The organism is Sphingomonas sp. PP-CE-3G-477 (assembly GCF_003050745.1).
Taxonomy (GTDB): domain Bacteria; phylum Pseudomonadota; class Alphaproteobacteria; order Sphingomonadales; family Sphingomonadaceae; genus Sphingomonas.
In genome coordinates, this window is record NZ_QAOF01000003.1 from 190,507 (window position 1) to 207,338 (window position 16,832).

The 16,832-nt window shown below is 66.6% G+C and carries 13 protein-coding genes; 8 read left to right on the forward strand and 5 right to left on the reverse strand.

The features are described 5' to 3' along the window. Window positions 1–122: 122 nt before the first annotated feature. Together C8J45_RS08220 and C8J45_RS08225 are read right to left on the reverse strand one after the other, a co-directional pair. Window positions 123–1,148, reverse strand: coding sequence for a patatin-like phospholipase family protein (locus C8J45_RS08220; protein WP_181321156.1), 1,026 nt, complete (start codon window positions 1,146–1,148; stop codon window positions 123–125). Between the two features lie 98 nt (window positions 1,149–1,246). Then, entirely contained in the window at window positions 1,247–2,122 is an 876-nt protein-coding gene (locus C8J45_RS08225) for an aspartyl/asparaginyl beta-hydroxylase domain-containing protein (protein ID WP_258191365.1), read from the reverse strand. A gap of 147 nt (window positions 2,123–2,269) precedes the next feature. Between C8J45_RS08225 and C8J45_RS08230 the strand changes: the two genes are divergently transcribed. Beyond that, window positions 2,270–5,182, forward strand: coding sequence for a pitrilysin family protein (locus C8J45_RS08230; RefSeq protein WP_107962778.1), 2,913 nt, complete (start codon window positions 2,270–2,272; stop codon window positions 5,180–5,182). 154 nt (window positions 5,183–5,336) lie between these two features. Here the strand turns inward: C8J45_RS08230 and C8J45_RS08235 are convergent, their stop codons facing one another. From C8J45_RS08235 to C8J45_RS08245, 3 genes are all read right to left on the reverse strand, one after another. Then, complete coding sequence (locus C8J45_RS08235; RefSeq protein ID WP_107962779.1) at window positions 5,337–7,121, reverse strand: long-chain fatty acid--CoA ligase; 1,785 nt, start codon at window positions 7,119–7,121, stop codon at window positions 5,337–5,339. A gap of 163 nt (window positions 7,122–7,284) precedes the next feature. Continuing rightward, window positions 7,285–9,024 (reverse strand): gamma-glutamyltransferase, encoded by a 1,740-nt coding sequence (gene ggt / locus C8J45_RS08240; RefSeq protein WP_181321157.1) that lies wholly within the window; start codon window positions 9,022–9,024, stop codon window positions 7,285–7,287. Between the two features lie 186 nt (window positions 9,025–9,210). After that, window positions 9,211–10,272: a quinone-dependent dihydroorotate dehydrogenase gene (locus tag C8J45_RS08245; protein ID WP_107962780.1), complete on the reverse strand. Its 1,062-nt coding sequence runs from the start codon at window positions 10,270–10,272 to the stop codon at window positions 9,211–9,213. Window positions 10,273–10,576: 304 nt separating this feature from the next. On the opposite strand from C8J45_RS08245, the gene C8J45_RS08250 reads away from it, so the two are divergent. The 7 genes from C8J45_RS08250 (at window position 10,577) to C8J45_RS08280 (ending at window position 16,689) form a co-directional block, all read left to right on the forward strand. After that, window positions 10,577–11,020, forward strand: coding sequence for an SUF system Fe-S cluster assembly regulator (locus C8J45_RS08250; protein WP_107962781.1), 444 nt, complete (start codon window positions 10,577–10,579; stop codon window positions 11,018–11,020). A 124-nt stretch (window positions 11,021–11,144) separates the two neighbouring features. Continuing rightward, window positions 11,145–12,635, forward strand: a complete 1,491-nt coding sequence (gene sufB / locus C8J45_RS08255; protein WP_060523826.1) for a Fe-S cluster assembly protein SufB — start codon at window positions 11,145–11,147, stop codon at window positions 12,633–12,635. A 99-nt stretch (window positions 12,636–12,734) separates the two neighbouring features. After that, on the forward strand, window positions 12,735–13,478 hold the full coding sequence (gene sufC / locus C8J45_RS08260) for a Fe-S cluster assembly ATPase SufC (RefSeq protein ID WP_056057662.1): 744 nt from the start codon (window positions 12,735–12,737) through the stop codon (window positions 13,476–13,478). A 2-nt stretch (window positions 13,479–13,480) separates the two neighbouring features. Beyond that, entirely contained in the window at window positions 13,481–14,554 is a 1,074-nt protein-coding gene (locus C8J45_RS08265; RefSeq protein WP_107962782.1) for a SufD family Fe-S cluster assembly protein, read from the forward strand. Next, window positions 14,551–15,765, forward strand: coding sequence for a cysteine desulfurase (locus tag C8J45_RS08270; RefSeq protein WP_107962783.1), 1,215 nt, complete (start codon window positions 14,551–14,553; stop codon window positions 15,763–15,765). Before C8J45_RS08265 ends, C8J45_RS08270 begins: the two co-directional genes overlap by 4 nt. Then, window positions 15,762–16,223 (forward strand): SUF system Fe-S cluster assembly protein, encoded by a 462-nt coding sequence (locus tag C8J45_RS08275; RefSeq protein ID WP_056057670.1) that lies wholly within the window; start codon window positions 15,762–15,764, stop codon window positions 16,221–16,223. Before C8J45_RS08270 ends, C8J45_RS08275 begins: the two co-directional genes overlap by 4 nt. A gap of 112 nt (window positions 16,224–16,335) precedes the next feature. After that, on the forward strand, window positions 16,336–16,689 hold the full coding sequence (locus C8J45_RS08280; RefSeq protein WP_107962784.1) for an iron-sulfur cluster assembly accessory protein: 354 nt from the start codon (window positions 16,336–16,338) through the stop codon (window positions 16,687–16,689). Window positions 16,690–16,832: the final 143 nt, after the last annotated feature.

Genomic DNA, 16,832 nt, shown 5'->3' on the forward strand with positions numbered 1-16,832 from the left:
ATCAAGCGCGGAACGGGAAACGGTTTCTTTCGGGGGGTGAGGGGCATTCCGGCTAACTCGTTCGCGCAGGTACTGCGCTCTGGCTGTCCGGCAACGCGAAACGTGTAAATTGCGTAAGGGACTTACGCCGCGAGCGGCAGCGGCGGATCGGACTGCTTGGTCCGTAGCTTGTCGGCCCAGCGGGTAAGCACGGCATCGTTGGCGACGATCCAGTTCTGGGCCAGCTTGGTGAGAGCGGCGAGATACGCGACACTCGAATTGTCGAGTCCGCCATCGCCAGAGGGCAACGCGAAATCGGCGCGGTCATATGCGGCGATGTCCAGACGCTCGGCCTGATAGGAGATCGTACTGGAACTGGCCTGCATCAGGATCGACAAGATCGGCACGCCCCGGAACGGGTTCACCCAGCCCAGGAACGACCAGTTCCGCGCGGAGGGATAGGATCGATCGGACCGGCCCGTGCCCAGCGACAGGATCTCGATGTCGCCGAGATGCCAGCCGAGCTTGCGCCCCTCGATGATCGCGGCGATCGTCGGATCATTGGCGAACACGCCGCCATCGACCATCAGCAGATCCGGCTCCACCTTGGTAGGATCGTCGATCGCGGCCGGTTTGAAGAACGTCGGGGCCGCCGATGTCGCGCGGGCGGCGAGATGTAGCGGGAACACCCGCTCCGGGATGCCGGGCTTGCGGTTATAATCGGGGCCGCCGGCCATGAACACCGCCTTGCGCGCCAGCAGGTCATACGCCGGAATGACGATATTCGTCAGCGCATCGCGAGTTGTCACACGTGTGCCGATCCGCGCCGCCAGGATCCGTTCGAGCGGCCGGGCGCTATAGGGCCAGCCCGGTACGCGAAGGGGGATGCCGAAGACGTGCGGGAAAATCCGCTTGCTCTCGTTGCGGTACAGATCGACGAGGTCGCTCGCCGTGCAGGCGGCCCGTTTCGGATCCGCCTCGCTGGGTGCGGTGAGACCGGCGGCGATGATTCCACCGGTCGACGTACCGGCGATCAGATCGAAACAGTCATGCAGCGGCCGGCCGATCCGGCGCTCCAGCTCGGCGAGGATCAGCGCGGGGATCAACCCGCGCGTCCCGCCGCCATCGATCGTCAGGATGAATCTCGGTTTAGCACGATCACTGTCCACGACGCCCTCTCCCACTGCTGGCCTGAGCGTATCAGTAGACAACAAAAACAACGTCTGGAGATCGGTCCGGATCGGTGCAACCTCTTACGTGGGATCGCTCAAACGTCGAGCTGTTTCACCGCGGCGTTCCAGCTGCCGATGTTGCGGACCGCGTCCTGGACGAACGCGGAGCGGCGGACGACGCCCAGGAACAGGTCGGCGATCCACTTGCCGGGGTTGCGCAGGGGGCGTTCGAACTGGATCAGCAGCACGACGCGGGTGCCGGTCGTGTCGTTCCAGACCTCGTGCTGGTAGGTGTCGTCGAATACGAGCGTTTCGCCCTCCGCCCAGCGGACCGTGCGGTCGTGGACGCGCATCCGGACGTCGCCGTCGCGCGGGACGATCAGACCGAGATGGCAGGTGATGAGGCCCTTGGTCACGCCGCGATGCTCGGGGATGTGCGTGCCCGGCGCCAGGATCGAGAAGAATGCGCTGTTGAGACCGGGGATACGAGCGACCGCCGCTGCAGTGTGCGGGCAGCGCGCGAGGCTTTCCTCGATCGGGTAGCCATAGCCGTAGAGGAAGAACGAGCGCCACTTGTCGACCTCGGCGATCGAGCGGTGGTCAGGCGAGATCGTCGCGAGGCTGGGCGACGCTTCTCCTTGCAGCGCGACGCGGACGGCCTCGTCACGGATCGCGGCCCAGTTCTCGCGCAGGCCTGCGGTCCAGGCGAAGTCGCGGACGTCGAGTACCGGATCGTTGGCGACCAGCGAGGACGAGGCGATCATGCGGTCGAACACGCCGCGCAAATGCTTGCCGACGCGGATGATCAGCGGGCGGTTGGCTTCGGCAACCATCGGCGCGCCGGGTTTGGGTGCGCCGGATATGATTTTCAGATCGGGCACGCGGGCGCTGCGGCGTACTGCCGGCTCGCCCGAATCCCGCCACAATGAACACTGCCCCAGTTCGTGCCCCAGTTCGGCTTCGACCGTCATCTCTACCCTGCATCCAGGCGCGCGGTGGCGCCGATCCCCTTGTTCGGACACGATATACCGGCAGTGTTGGACGAAATGATGGCACCGCGCGCCCGGTACGGAGGCAGGGCACTGGCGAGCGACGCCCGCGACCGCTACAGGTGAACCATGGTGTCCTTTTCGCGCTTGTACCGCGCTCCCGTCCTCATCCCCGTCATCCTCGGCCTCGCCATTCCGGCGAGCGGCCAGATGGCGACGCAGCAGGCCGTATCCACCCCCACGAAGGAAGCGCCGACGCTTCCCGAGCTGCCGGGGATCGATACGACCGCATGGCTGTACAAGGGCAGCGATCTCACGCGGGATCCGGAGTGGAAGTTCGGCACGTTGCCCAACGGCATGAGGTTTGCGGTGCGCAAGAACGGCGTGCCACCGGGCCAGGTGTCGGTGCGCGTACGGATCGATGCGGGGTCGCTGAACGAGACCGACAGCGAACGGGGCTTCGCGCATTTCATCGAGCATCTGTCGTTCCGCGGTTCGGAATACGTGCCGGATGGCGAGGCGAAGCGCGTGTGGCAGCGGTTCGGGGCGACCTTTGGCTCGGATACGAATGCGCAGACGACGCCGACCTCGACCACGTTCAAGCTCGACCTTCCGTCCGCGACTGAATCCGGCCTCGACGAGAGCCTGAAGATCATGTCGGGGATGATGGAGAAGCCGGTCATCACCGACGCGTCCGTCACCGCCGAGCGTCCGGTCGTGCTGGCGGAACAGCGCGAGCAGCCGGGGCCGCAGGTGCGGTTCGGCGATGCGATCCGCGCGACGTTCTTTGCCGGGCAGCCGCTCGCGGATCGCTCGCCGATCGGCAACATCAAGACGCTGGAAGCCGCCACTGGTGCTACGGTGAAGGCGTTCCACGATCGCTGGTATCGGCCGGAGAACACCGTCGTCATCATCTCGGGCGACATGGACCCGGCGCTGTTCGGGCGGCTGATCGTCAAGAACTTCGCGGACTGGAAGGGCATCGGCCCGGTCGTGCCCGCGCCGGATTTCGGCAAGCCCGACCCGAAGGCACCGGTCTCCGCGACGATCGCCGAGCCGGCGATTCCGGCGGTGGTGACGCTCGGCGTGGTGCGGCCGTGGGAGTATAAGGACGACACCGCGATCATGAACCAAAAGCGGCTGGTGGACGTGCTGGCGACGCGGCTCATCAGTCGTCGTCTAGAAACGCGCGCGCGTGCGGGCGGGAGTTTCCTTCAGGCGGGCGTGTCGATCGACGACGTCTCGCGCTCGGCGAACCTGACCAGCGTCAACATCGTGCCGATCGGGACCGACTGGGAAGCGGCGTTGAAGGACGTTCGCGCGGTGATCGCCGACGCGCAGACCAACGCGCCGAGCCAGGCCGAAGTCGACCGCGAATACGCCGATTTCGACACGATCATGCGAACCAGCGTCGAGACCGCGCGGGTCGAGGCGGGGTCGAAGCAGGCGGACGACATGGTCGGCGCGCTCGACATCCGCGAGACCGTGGCCGGGCCCGAGACGTCGTACAAGATTTTGCAGGACGCCAAGGCGAAGGGCATGTTCACGCCCGCCACGCTGCTCGCGTCGAGCAAGGCGATCTTCGAGGGCACGGCTACGCGCGCCCTCGTCAATACGCAGACGCCGGATGCGGGGGCTGCGGCGAAGCTGGCGACCGCGTTGAAGGCGGACGTTTCGGGGCTGGCGGGCAAGCGCCGCGCGCAGGCTGCGGTCGACTTCTCGAAGCTGCCGTCGCTCGGCAAGCCGGGCGTAGTCGCGAGCCGCGAGAAGATCGCCGCGTTCGACATGGAGCAGGTGAACTTCGCCAACGGCACGCGCGTGCTGCTGTTCCCGAACGCGGGCGAGACCGGGCGTGTGTATGTGCGCGTGCGGTTCGGCGGCGGCTATACCGCGATCCCGTCGAACCGGCCGACGCCGGCGTGGGCGGGCGATCTTGCGCTGGTTGCGGGTGGTATCGGCAAGCTCGACCAGGGCGATCTCGACCAGCTGACCGCGGGGCGTCGGATCGGGCTCGACTTCGGGATCGACGACGATGCGTTCACGCTCAGCGCGATCACGTCGCCGGCGGATTATGCCGATCAGTTGCGGCTGATGGCGGCGAAGCTCGCGTTCCCGGCGTGGGATCCGGCACCGGTGGCGCGTGCCCGAGTGGCGGCGCTGGCGGGGTTTGCGGGGTATGATTCGTCGCCCGACGGCGTGTTGTCGCGTGACCTCGAGGGGCTGTTGCGCGCGGGCGATCCGCGTTGGGGGACGCCGTCGAAGCCGACCGTCGAGGCGCTGAATGCGAAGGACTTCCGCGCGTTCTGGGAACCGATCCTGAAGACCGGACCGATCGAGGTCTCGATCTTCGGCGACGTGAAGACCGAGGATGCGATCGCGGCGGTGGCGAAGTCGTTCGGGGCGATGAAGCCGCGGACGGCGGTGTCGACGGTCGGCGCGCCGGTCGGCTTCCCCGCGCACAACGCGACGCCGGTAATGCGGGCGCATACGGGCCCGGAGAACCAGGCGGCGGCGGTGATCGCGTGGCCGACCGGTGGCGGGATCGACAATATCGTCGAGGCGCGGCGTCTCGACGTACTGGCGCAGGTGTTCAGCGATCGACTGTTCGAGCGGCTGCGGCAGGCGGCGGGCGCGAGCTACAGCCCGAACGTGTCGAGCCAGTGGCCGGTGGGCATGACCACCGGCGGCCGGATGGTCGCGATCGGGCAGGTCGCGCCGGACAAGGTGTCGTTCTTCTTCCAGATCGCGCGGCAGATCGCGGCGGAGTTGGTGTCGACGCCGATCGCGGCGGACGAGCTGGACCGGATCAAGAAGCCGATGGGGCAGTATATTTTGCGCGCCTCGACCGGGAACCAGTTCTGGTTGCAGCAGCTTGGCGGGGCGACGTTCGATCCGCGGCGGATCGCGGCGACGCAGCGGATCGCTTCGGACTTGGTGGCGACGACGCCGGTGGAGTTGCAGGCGACGGCGGCGAAGTATCTGCGGCCGGAGAAGGATTGGACCATGGCGGTGGTGCCGGCTGCGACTCCCGCGAAGAAGTGACTGCTTAGTCCCTTTCCCCGACGGGGAGAGGGAGGGAGGAGCCGCTTGGCGACGGGAGGGTGAGGGGTTTTGGCGGAGGTGTTGCGAGCCTCACGCCCCTCACCCTCCCACACGCAAGCGCGTGCGGGCCCCTCCCTCTCCCCGGAGGGGAGGGTTATTTGTAGAGCGCGTCCAGACGTTCGCCGTAAGCCTGTTTCAGGACGTGGCGGCGGATCTTCAGGCTGGGGGTCAGCTGCTCGTTCTCGATCGTGAACGGCCCATCCGCCAGTACGAACCGCCGCACCCGCTCCGTCACCGTCAGGTCCGCGTTCACCCGCTCGACCGCATGCCCGATCGCCGTGCGGAACTCGCTGTTCTCCGCCAGACGCGCGAAGCTGCACGCGTCGCCGTTGCCCGCGCACCATTCCTGCGTCCACTCGGGATCGGGCACGATTAGCGCGACCATGTACGGCCGTTTGTCGCCGGCGATCATCGCCTGCGCGATTTCGGGCTGGAGCGTCAGCATGCCCTCGACCTTTTGCGGGGCGACGTTCTCGCCCTTGTCGTTGATGATCAGGTCTTTCTTGCGGTCGGTGATGCGAATCCGGCCGCGGTCGTCGATCTCGCCGATGTCGCCGGTGTGTAGCCAGCCGTCCTTGAGCACCTTCGCGGTCTCGGCGTCGTTGCGCCAATAGCCGTGCATGACGAGTTCGCCGCGGACCAGAATCTCGCCGTCCTCGGCGATGCGGACTTCGGTGTCGTTGAGCGCGGGGCCGACCGAGTCCATGCGGACACCGGCCTTGGGGCGGTTGCACGAGATGACCGGGGCGGCTTCGGTCTGGCCATAGCCTTGCAGGAAGGTGAGGCCGAGCGCCTCGAAGAACAGGCCGACTTCGGGATTGAGCGGGGCGCCGCCCGAGATCATCGCCTTCAAGCGCCCGCCGAATTTCTTCGAGATCTTCGGCTTGAAGAGGGTGGCGACGGCGGCCTGCATCGGGCGGTCGATCAGGCGCAGGCGACCGGCGTAGCGCTTGCCGCCGATGTCGAGCGCCTGGCGCAGCAGGTACGCGGACGCGCCGCCCTGTTTCTCGATCGTCTTCGAGATGCGCGTGCGAAGGACTTCGAACAGGCGGGGGACGACGAACATGATCGTCGGGCGCGTTTCTTCAATGTTCGCGGCGAGCTTCTCGAGGCCCTCAGCATAGTAGATCTGGCCGCCCAATGAGATCGGGAAGTGCTGGCCGCCGGTGTGTTCATAGGCGTGGCTCAAGGGCAGGAACGACAGGAAGACCTCGTCGTCCCAGCCGAAATCCTCCGAGATGACCGACGCGCAGCCGGCGCAATTGTGGAGGATCGCGCCGTGGTGCTGCATCACGCCGCGCGGCGCGCCGCCGGTTCCGCTCGTGTAGATGATGCAGGCGAGGTCTTCGCGGGTGAAATCGGCGCGGGCGGCGGCGGTTTCGGGAGCGGTCTGGTGCGCGGCGATCAGCGCGTGCCAGTTGTGGAAGTCGATCCCGGCGGGGACCTTCATGTCCTCGAACCCGATCACGGTCTGCGCCTGGTTGGAGCGGATGACGGCGGGGAGGAGGGTTTTCGCGAGCTTGGCGGTCGAGACGATGATAGCGCAGGCGCCGGCGTTCTCGATGATGTGGAGATGATCGCGTTCGGTGTTGGTGACGTAGGTCGGCACCGTGATGCACCCCGCCGCCATGATCGCGAGGTCGCTGAGGCACCATTCGGGGCGGTTTTCGGCGACCAGCATGACGCGGTCGCCGCGTTTCAGGCCGATCGCGGTCAGCGCGGTGGATAGGCTGGCTACCTGGCGCGCGGCTTCGGCCCAGCTGGTGGCGACCCAGGTGCCGCTTGTCTTGGTCCAGAGGAACGGGGCGTCGCCTTTCTCGGTGGCGCGCGCGAAGAACATCGTGACGAGGTTCGGGAAGCGTTCGAGCTGGCGGGCCATTGTCTCTCCTGAACTGCTCTGCGAGCTTGCCTTGGCGGGGTGCTCGATCTTTGGGGTGGTATAGCCCTTTGGCGTGTCACGCTCCAAGCTTGTTTCCCCGCGAAGGCGGGGACCCAGACTGGGCTCCCGCTTTCGCGGGAGAACAAGAAGAGGGGAGGGCGGCTTACTCCGGTGCGCGCTGGAGTGCGCCGACGCGCTGGATCTTGGTGACAGTACCGTCCTCTGCGATCGCAACACCCTCGCTACGGGGGTCCGCGGCGCCGACCCATTTGCCGCCCACGCGTTCGATCGCGTTGGCCTTCAGGCCGAGTGCGGCGACCTGCACGGTCTCGCCTAGCGCTTGCAACGCGGGGACCATCGCCTCGCGATCTGTGCCCTTCTCCGCTGCCGCGACGTGGCCGGGAGCATAGAGCAGACCTAACGCGATCGAGTCCTGTGCCGACAGCTTCCAGTCGACCACGCCGATGATTGCCTTGGCCACCTGCGCGATGATCGTCGAGCCGCCGGCTGCGCCGACCGCGAGGCGGACCTTCCCGTCGGGGCCGTAGACGATCGTCGGCGACATCGAGCTGCGCGGGCGCTTGCCGCCTTCGACGCGGTTGGCGACGAGGGCGCCGTCCTTGACGGGGACAATGTCGAAGTCGGTGAGCTGGTTGTTGAGGACCGTACCGTCGACGGTGATGCCGGAGCCGAAATAGCCCTCGACGGTGGTGGTCACCTCGACGACGTTGCCGCGGGCGTCGACCGTCGCGATGTCGGTCGTGCCGGGGACCTCGCTGACCGGTGCGCGGGTGCGTGCTGGGGCTCCGGGAGGCGAGCCGGCGGTGACGTTCGCCATTGTCTTCGCCGGCGAGATCAGGGCCGAGCGCGATGCGAGATACTTGGTGTCGAGCATGCCCTGCACCGGCACGCGGACGAAATCGGGATCGCCGACGTAGAGGTCGCGGTCGGCATAGGCGAGGCGCGACGATTCGGCGAACAGGTGCCAGGCTTGCGCGCTATCCTTGCCGAGCTTGGCCATGTCGAAGCGTTCGAGCTGCTTCAGGATCATCAGCACGGTGATGCCGCCGGACGAGGGCGGGCCCATCCCGCAGACGCGATAGACGCGGTATTTGACGCAGACCGGCGGGCGCGACTTGGCGTCGTAGCTGGCGAGATCGCCAAGCGTCATCTTCGACGGATTGCGTGCGGCGGTGTTCACCGCGGTGACGATCTTCTGCGCCTGCGGGCCGACGTAGAAGCTGTCGGGGCCCTGGGTGGCTATGCGCTGGAGGAGGGCGGCCTGCTGCGGGTTCTTGATGACTGCGCCGATCGCGACCGGCGAGCCGTCGGGGGCGGAGAAGAGCTTGCGCGTCTCTGGGGTGATGTGGTCGCCATAGGCGGTCATGCCGTTGACGAGGCGGGGGGAGGCCTGGAAGCCGTTCGTCGCGAGGCGGATCGCGGGGGCGAACAGTTGCGCCCAGGGGAGCTTGCCCGAGGCGCGATGCGCGAGCGCCATGCCGCGGAGTGCGCCGGGAATGCCGACGCTGCGGCCGCCGGGTACTGCGTCGCTGTGGCTGAGCGGGGTGCCGTCGGAGGCGTAGAACCAGCGTGCGTCGGCGGCGGCGGGGGCCTCTTCGCGCGCATCGATCGTGCTGAGGGCGCCGCCGGCCGCGTGGGAGATCCAGAAGCTACCGCCGCCGATGCCGGAGCTTTGTGGCTCGACGACGTTGAGCGCGAGCATGGTGGCGATGGCGGCGTCGGTGGCGCTGCCGCCGGCGCGGAGGATCTCGACGCCGGCTGCGGCTGCGCGCGGGTCGGCGGCGCTGACCATGCCCTGGTCTTTGATCGGGGCAGGCGCGGATTGGCGCGCCTCTGCGGCGGTGGGGACGAGGAGGGCGAGCGCTAGGAGAGAGGTCTTCATCGAGCGCGAGCCTAGCGCGGTTCGGGTACGAGGCAACCCGTCTCGCCAGTCGATCTCGCGATCCTCCCCCGCTAGGGAGAGGTGGCGCTGAAGGCGACGGAGGGGGAGGACACGGAACAGCGGTTACTCTTGCCGCCCCCTCCGTCTGGCGAGTGCCAGCCACCTCCCCCTGGCGGGGGAGGATTGTTAGGCGTCCACGCCCACCGCGTCGCCGACCGTGGTGAAACCGTCGCGCTTCAACAGCGCGTCAAGTTCGCGCAGGATACGGGCGGGGAGGCCGGGGCCTTCGTAGACGAGCGCGGTGTAGAGTTGGACGAGGCTCGCGCCGGCGCGGAGGCGGGCATAGGCTTCGGCGCCGCTGTCCACGCCGCCGACCGAGATCAGCGGGATCGCTGCGCCGGTCGCCTTGCGGAAGTCTGACAGGCGTTGGCGGGCTAGGGGGGCGAGCGGCGCGCCGGACAGGCCGCCGGTTTCCTTGGCGTTGGCCGAGCGCAGGCCGGGGCGGGAGATCGTCGTGTTGTTGACGATCAGCGCGTCGATGCGGTTGTCGAGCGCGGCGCGGGCGATGTCGTCTATGTCGGCGGGTTCGAGGTCGGGGGCGACCTTGAGGAAGATCGGCGTGGTACCCTTGGCGGTGGTGCACGCGGCGAGGAGGTCGCGCAGGGCTGCGCCGTGTTGGAGATCGCGGAGGCCGGGGGTGTTGGGGGAGCTGATGTTGATCGTGATGTAGTCTGCGTGGGGTGCTGCTCTGGTAACGCCGTGAACGTAGTCGGCGGTGCGATCCGACGCGTCTTTATTGGCGCCGACGTTGATGCCCAAAACTTTGTTTCCCCGCGAAGGCGGGGACCCAGCCTGGGCACCCGCCTTCGCGGGTGAACATACTCGGGACAGGGCCGCGTCTAGGCCGCCGTTGTTGAAGCCCAAACGGTTGATCACCGCGCGGTCTTCGGGAAGGCGGAAGATGCGCGGCTTCGGGTTGCCGGGTTGCGGCACCGGCGTGAGCGTGCCGATCTCAACGCTGCCGAAGCCCAACCCGAAGAAGCTGTCGATCGCACGGCCGTCCTTGTCGACCCCCGCCGCCAAGCCGACCGGGTTGGGGAAGGCGATCCCCGCCACGGTCGTTGCGAGCCGCGGCACGCTGGGGGCGAGCGGCGTGCCGGCCTTCCCCCATGCGCCGAGCGCGGCGATGGTGAGGGTATGCGCGCGCTCGGCGTCGAGACGGAACAGGATCGGGTGGTAGAAGGCCATGCGCGCTCTTAGGCATATCGGCCGGGGCGGCCAAACCCTTCTTCCGTCACCCCACATTCTCTGTCACCCCAGCCTCCGTCACCCCAGCGAAAGCTGGGGTATCCACGTTCGAGGCGCCCGACCCAAACCAGGACCCCAGCTTTCGCTGGGGTGACGGGGGAGGGGCCGTGGGGGGAAGGAAGAGCAGCGAGCGAGGGTGATCAGTTGCGAGTCGTTAGCACCCCTGGCCGGGTTGACGATGCACTGTACAAAGCCCATTTGACCAATCGGATCATATCGGTCCGATTGGACTTTCGAAGCCACCATGCGTCTTTCCAGCCTAGCCGACTATGCGGTCGTAATGATGAGCGCCGCGGCGCGTCATTGTGGCGGTGTCGCGCGGCTGAACGCGACGCTGCTCGCCGAGGAGACCGGCGTGCCGCTGCCGACCGTGCAGAAGCTGGTGAGCCGGCTGTCCGCGGCCGGGTTGATCGAGAGCACGCGTGGCACCGGCGGCGGCTTCCGCTTGTCACGACCACCGGCGATGATCTCGCTCGCCGACATCATCGAGGCGGTCGAAGGACCGATCGCGTTGACCTCGTGCGTCGATGGCGCGTCGCAGGATTGCTGCGTCGAGCAGACGTGCAAGGTGAAGCCGCACTGGAACGCCGTCAACGGCGCGGTCCGCGGTGCGCTCGCCGGCGTGTCGCTCGCCAGCCTTTCGCAAACCCCGGTTTTACACCCCCCTCTTTCACAGGTGCCCGCATGACGCGCGCAGCGCCTTACCCCTTCCTCCGCGCTCTCTGCGCCTCTGCGCGCAAAGAATCCTGTTCGCGCAGAGACGCAGAGATCGTTGAGTTTTCAGAGAGCCGCGCCGCGGCGGAGATGGAATGATGGCTACCCGGAACGCAGAGGCATACGCCGCCGCGAACAAGACGTACGAGTGGGGCTTCTCCTCGGACATCGAACAGGAATTCGCGCCGAAAGGTCTGTCGGAAGACACGGTGCGCTTCATTTCCGCCAAGAAGGGCGAGCCGCAGTGGATGCTCGACTGGCGGCTGAAGGCGTTCGCGTTGTGGCAGACGATGGAGGCGCCCGACTGGTCGAAGCTCAACGTGCCGCCGATCGATTACCAGGACGCGTATTATTACGCGGAGCCCAAGGCGAAGCCGAAGCTCGGGTCGCTCGACGAGGTCGATCCGGAGATCCTGCGCGTCTACGAGAAGCTCGGCATCCCGATCGGCGAGCAGAAGATGCTGGCCGGCGTGGTCGAGGATCCGCTGAACGAGGACGGCACGCCCAAGCGTCGCGTCGCGGTGGATGCGGTGTTCGACAGCGTCTCGGTCGCGACCACGTTCCGCAAGGAGCTGGAGGCCGCGGGCGTGATCTTCCGCTCGATCTCCGAGGCGATCAAGGAATATCCCGAGCTCGTCCGGAAGTGGCTCGGCAAGGTCGTGCCGCAGCGTGATAACTATTTTGCGACGCTGAACTCGGCGGTCTTCTCGGACGGCACGTTCGTCTACATTCCGGAGGGCGTGCGCTGCCCGATGGAGCTGTCGACGTACTTCCGGATCAACGCCGAGAATACCGGGCAGTTCGAACGCACGCTGATCGTGGCGGACAAGGGCAGTTACGTCTCGTATCTCGAAGGCTGCACCGCGCCGATGCGCGACGAGAACCAGCTTCATGCCGCCGTGGTCGAACTGGTCGTGCTCGACGATGCCGAGATCAAGTATTCGACCGTGCAGAACTGGTATCCGGGCGACGAGAACGGCGTCGGCGGGATCTACAATTTCGTCACCAAGCGTGCGCTGTGCCAGGGCAAGAACTCGAAGGTCAGCTGGACCCAGGTCGAGACCGGCAGTGCGATCACGTGGAAATACCCGTCGTGCGTGCTGCTCGGCGATGGTTCGGTCGGCGAGTTCTATTCGGTCGCGGTGACGAACAATCGCCAGCAGGCCGATACCGGCACGAAGATGATCCACCTCGGCAAGAATACGCGCTCGACGATCGTGTCGAAGGGGATTTCGGCGGGGCGTTCGGACAACACGTATCGTGGGCTGGTGCGTGTCGCGCCGACTGCGGAGGGTGTACGGAACTTCACGCAGTGCGACAGCCTGCTGCTCGGCGACCAGTGCGGCGCGCATACCGTGCCGTACATCGAGGTCCGCAATCCCTCCGCGCAGATCGAGCATGAGGCGACGACGTCGAAAATCTCCGAGGACCAGCTGTTCTACGCGATGTCGCGCGGGCTGGACCAGGAGGCGGCGGTGGCGCTGATCGTGAATGGCTTTGCGCGGGAGGTGCTGCAGCAGCTGCCGATGGAGTTCGCGGTGGAAGCGCAGAAGCTGCTGGGGATTTCGCTGGAAGGCTCCGTGGGGTGATTCTTTGCTCCAGTCATTCCCGTCTTCGCAGGAATGACGGGATGGGGTTGGGGCAGTCTGCGCCGCGCATTTTAGAGATTTGGAATTGGGCTACATTCGATGCTGAAAATTGAAAACCTCCACGCCGAAATCGACGGCAAGGAAATCCTCAAGGGCCTGTCGCTGACCGTGAACGCGGGCGAGGTGCACGCGATCATGGGGCCGAACGGGGCGGGCAAGTCAACGCTGGGCTATGTGCTCGGCGGACGGCCCGGCTATGAGGTCACCGCCGGGTCGGTGACGTTTGACGGTGTCGACCTGCTCGAGCTGGAGGCGCATGAGCGCGCTGCGGCGGGCGTGTTCCTCGGCTTCCAGTATCCGGTTGAGATCCCCGGCGTGTCGAACGTCCAGTTCCTCCGCGAGGCGCTCAACGCGCAACGCGCGACGCGCGACGAGAAGCCGCTGTCGGGGGGCGAGTTCCTCAAGCTCGCGCGCGGGCAGGCGGATCTGCTCGGCATGGATTACGACATGCTCAAGCGGCCGGTGAACGTCGGCTTTTCGGGCGGCGAGAAGAAGCGCAACGAGATGGTCCAGATGGGCATCGTCAACCCGAAGTTCGCGATCCTCGACGAGACCGATTCAGGGCTCGACATCGATGCGCTGCGCGTCGTCGGCGACGGCATCAACCGCATCATGCGCGCGCCCGACAAGGCGGTGCTGCTGATCACGCACTACCAGCGGTTGCTGGATTACGTGGAGCCGGACTTCGTCCACGTGCTGGCGGACGGCAAGATCGTCCGCTCGGGCGGTAAGGACCTCGCCAAGCAGCTCGAGAGCGAAGGCTATGTGGGGATCGCCGCGTGACGATGCTGCTCGACCTTCCCTCGACGCGCGAGGAATCGTGGCGCTGGGGTGATCCGGCGGCGATTGCGGCCGCGGCCGGACTGCCGCGCGGCGCCGCGCTGGACGCGGATGCGTGGTTTATGGACCTGCCGGGTGCGCGTGCGCTGTTCGTTGACGGCGTGCTGGATCAGGGTCGAAGCGATCTGCGCCACGTCACGATGACGGCGATCCATGGCGGCGAGCATGCGCTCGGTCGTCGTACAACGGGCAACGGTTGGTCGATCCGGGTCGAGGCGAACGCCGGCGTTGAGCTTCTCCAGATCGTCCACATTGCGCCCGGTGGCGAGAACCAGCTTCCGGCGGAGATCGTGCTGGCTGACGGCGCGAGCGCTTCGGTGGTCGAGACCTATGTCGGGGCAGGCTGGTCGAACCGGTCTACGCGAATGATGCTTGGCAAGAGCGCTAAGCTGACGCGCGCGGTGCGGTTGCTTCAGGCCGGTGGTTTCGTGTCGTTGCGCGACGAGGTCGAGATCGGTGCCGAGGCGAGCCTGATCGTTACTGTGTTGGGCGCGGGCGATGCCGGGACGCGGATCGATGGGGCGATCACGGTGACGGGTGACGATGCGTTCGCCGAATATGGCGGCGCGTTGCTGACGCGGAACGACCAGCGGCAGGAGTGTGCAGTGTCGGTCCGGCATGCGGCGCTGAACGGGCAGAGCAAGCAGATCTGGCGTGCGGTGGCTGCGGACAAGTCGACCGCAAGTCTTGCGGCGCGGGTCGAGGTCGCGCGCGATGCGCAGAAGACCGACGGCGTGCAGTCGCTCCGCGGGTTGCTGTTGCAGCGTACCGCGACGGTGAACCTGAAGCCCGAGCTGGAGATCTTCGCGGACGACGTGAAGTGCGCGCATGGCGCGACGGTCGGCGAACTCGATCAGCGCGCGCTATTCTACATGCAGAGCCGCGGGATCCCGCATGCCAAGGCGCAGGCGCTGCTCACGCGCGCGTTCGTCGGCGATGCGTTCGTGCAGATCGCGGACGAGACGGTGCGCGAGGCTTTCGTGGCGGATGCGGATGCGTGGCTGGAGCGGGCATTATGAGCGTGATCGCCGACGTTCGACCCCTGGATCGCCTGTCGGACTTCCCCGCGATCCCGGAGGGCTGGGCGTATCTCGATACCGCCGCGACTGCGCAGAAGCCGCAGGAGGTAGTTGACGCGATCACGCGCGCATATGGCGAGACCTACGCCACCGTGCACCGCGGCGTGTACCAGCGTTCTGCCGACATGACGGTCGCCTACGAAGCTGCACGGAAAGCCGTCGCGCGGTTCATAGGTGCCGGGTCGCCGGACGAGGTCGTCTTCGTCCGTGGTGCTACCGAAGCGATCAATCTGGTTGCGCAGTGCTGGGCCGGGACGCAGTTGAAGGCGGGCAATCGCATTCTGCTCTCCATGCTTGAGCATCACTCGAACATCGTGCCTTGGCAGATGGTCGCGGAAGCGCGCGGCGTCGCGATCGACGTGTTGCCGCTGACGGCCGACCACCGCATTGATCTCGACGCGATGGAGCGGATGATCACGCCGGCGCATAAGCTGGTCGCGCTCGGGCATGTCTCGAACGTGCTCGGCTCGGTGCTCGATGCCAAGCGCGCCACCGAGATCGCGCATTCGGTCGGCGCGAAGATCCTGCTCGACGGGTGCCAGTCGGTGCCGCGGATCGCGGTCGACGTGAAGGCGATCGGCTGCGATTTCTACGTGTTCTCTGGGCACAAGCTGTACGGGCCGACCGGGATCGGCGTGCTGTGGGCCAAGCCGAAACTGCTCGACGCGATGCCGCCGTACCAGGGTGGCGGGTCGATGATCGACAAGGTGTCGTTCGCGAAAACCACCTATGCGCCGCCCCCGGGGCGGTTCGAGGCGGGGACGCCGCATATCGTCGGTGCGCTTGGGCTGCATGCGGCGATCGACTATGTCGAGAGCATCGGGCTCGACGCGATCCATGCGCACGAGACTGCACTGGTGACCGCCACGCGTGAGGCGCTGTCGGGGATCAATTCGGTGCGGCTGTATGGCCCGGCGGACTCGGCGGGGATCGTGAGCTTCACGATCGAGGGGGTTCATCCGCACGACATCGGCACCATATTGGACGAGGAGCGCGTCGCGATCCGTGCCGGCCATCACTGCGCGCAGCCGTTGATGGAGGCGCTGGGCGTCGAGGCGACGGCACGCGCGAGTTTCGGCGTGTATAACGGGCCGGCGGACGTCGAGGCGCTGGTGCGCGGTATCGAGCGAGTAACGAGGATATTCGGATGAGCGATCGGTTCGAGATCGAGGAAGTGGATGCCGTCGCATCGCCGCCCAAGGCGCGCGTCGTGATGGAGACGGACTCCGACGCGGAGCGGAAGCGCGATTATCTTGCGGGTTTCCTGGCGCAGAAGCCGCAGGTGGATTCGCCCGGCGAGCCCGGTGGCGCGGTGTACGATGCGATCATCGATGCGCTGAAGGAGATCTACGATCCCGAGATCCCGGTGAACATCTATGATCTGGGGCTGATCTACGGCGTCGAGGTGACCGAGGACGGGCATGCGGTGGTGGCGATGACGCTGACGACGCCGAACTGTCCGGTCGCGGAGTCGATGCCGGCGGAGGTCGAGATGCGGGTCGGGTCGGTGCCGGGGGTCGGGTTCGCGGAAGTGAACCTGGTTTGGGATCCACCTTGGGATCCGCAGAAGATGTCGGACGAGGCGAAGCTCGAGCTGGGCATGCTGTAATCATTCCCGTCCCGCTTGCGGGAGGGGTTAGGGGAGGGGAGAGCGGAACGCTGCTGTTCAAGCCTTCCCCCGACCCCTCCCGCGGGCGGGAGGGGAGCAGAAGGAATTGGTGATGGCGACGACATTGCGAGCACGGCCGGCGGCGCTGAACCTCACGGAGACGGCGCACGCGCGGATCGCCGATCTCATGGCGCGCGCGCCGGCGGATGCGATCGGGGTTAAGCTGTCGACGCCCAAGCGCGGGTGTTCGGGGCTGGCCTATTCGGTGGATTACGTCACCGAGGCCAAGCCTTTCGACGAGCGGATCGATACGCCGGGTGGGACCTTGTTCGTCGATGGCGGGTCGATCCTGTACCTGATCGGGTCGACGATGGACTGGGTGGAGGACGATTTTACCGCAGGGTTCGTGTTTCAGAATCCGAATGCCAAGGGCGCGTGCGGGTGCGGGGAAAGCTTCACCGTTTGAGTTCCAGCGTTAGCTAGTTTGGGTCCCCGCGAAGGTGGGAACCGAGGCTGGGCTCACGCCTTCGCGGGAGAACAAGGACGAGCGTACTCACGTTCGATTTTGGCTCCTCTTCTACCACTCCGGCGAAGGCCGGGGCCCAGTTG

Coding starts and splice junctions, on each gene's coding strand:
- C8J45_RS08225 (WP_258191365.1), bottom strand. CDS start 2,122: ATGACGGTCGAAGCCGAACTGGGGCACGAACTGGGGCAGTGTTCATTG.
- C8J45_RS08230 (WP_107962778.1), top strand. CDS start 2,270: ATGGTGTCCTTTTCGCGCTTGTACCGCGCTCCCGTCCTCATCCCCGTC.
- C8J45_RS08235 (WP_107962779.1), bottom strand. CDS start 7,121: ATGGCCCGCCAGCTCGAACGCTTCCCGAACCTCGTCACGATGTTCTTC.
- ggt (WP_181321157.1), bottom strand. CDS start 9,024: ATGAAGACCTCTCTCCTAGCGCTCGCCCTCCTCGTCCCCACCGCCGCA.
- C8J45_RS08245 (WP_107962780.1), bottom strand. CDS start 10,272: ATGGCCTTCTACCACCCGATCCTGTTCCGTCTCGACGCCGAGCGCGCG.
- C8J45_RS08250 (WP_107962781.1), top strand. CDS start 10,577: ATGCGTCTTTCCAGCCTAGCCGACTATGCGGTCGTAATGATGAGCGCC.
- sufB (WP_060523826.1), top strand. CDS start 11,145: ATGGCTACCCGGAACGCAGAGGCATACGCCGCCGCGAACAAGACGTAC.
- sufC (WP_056057662.1), top strand. CDS start 12,735: ATGCTGAAAATTGAAAACCTCCACGCCGAAATCGACGGCAAGGAAATC.
- C8J45_RS08265 (WP_107962782.1), top strand. CDS start 13,481: ATGCTGCTCGACCTTCCCTCGACGCGCGAGGAATCGTGGCGCTGGGGT.
- C8J45_RS08270 (WP_107962783.1), top strand. CDS start 14,551: ATGAGCGTGATCGCCGACGTTCGACCCCTGGATCGCCTGTCGGACTTC.
- C8J45_RS08275 (WP_056057670.1), top strand. CDS start 15,762: ATGAGCGATCGGTTCGAGATCGAGGAAGTGGATGCCGTCGCATCGCCG.
- C8J45_RS08280 (WP_107962784.1), top strand. CDS start 16,336: ATGGCGACGACATTGCGAGCACGGCCGGCGGCGCTGAACCTCACGGAG.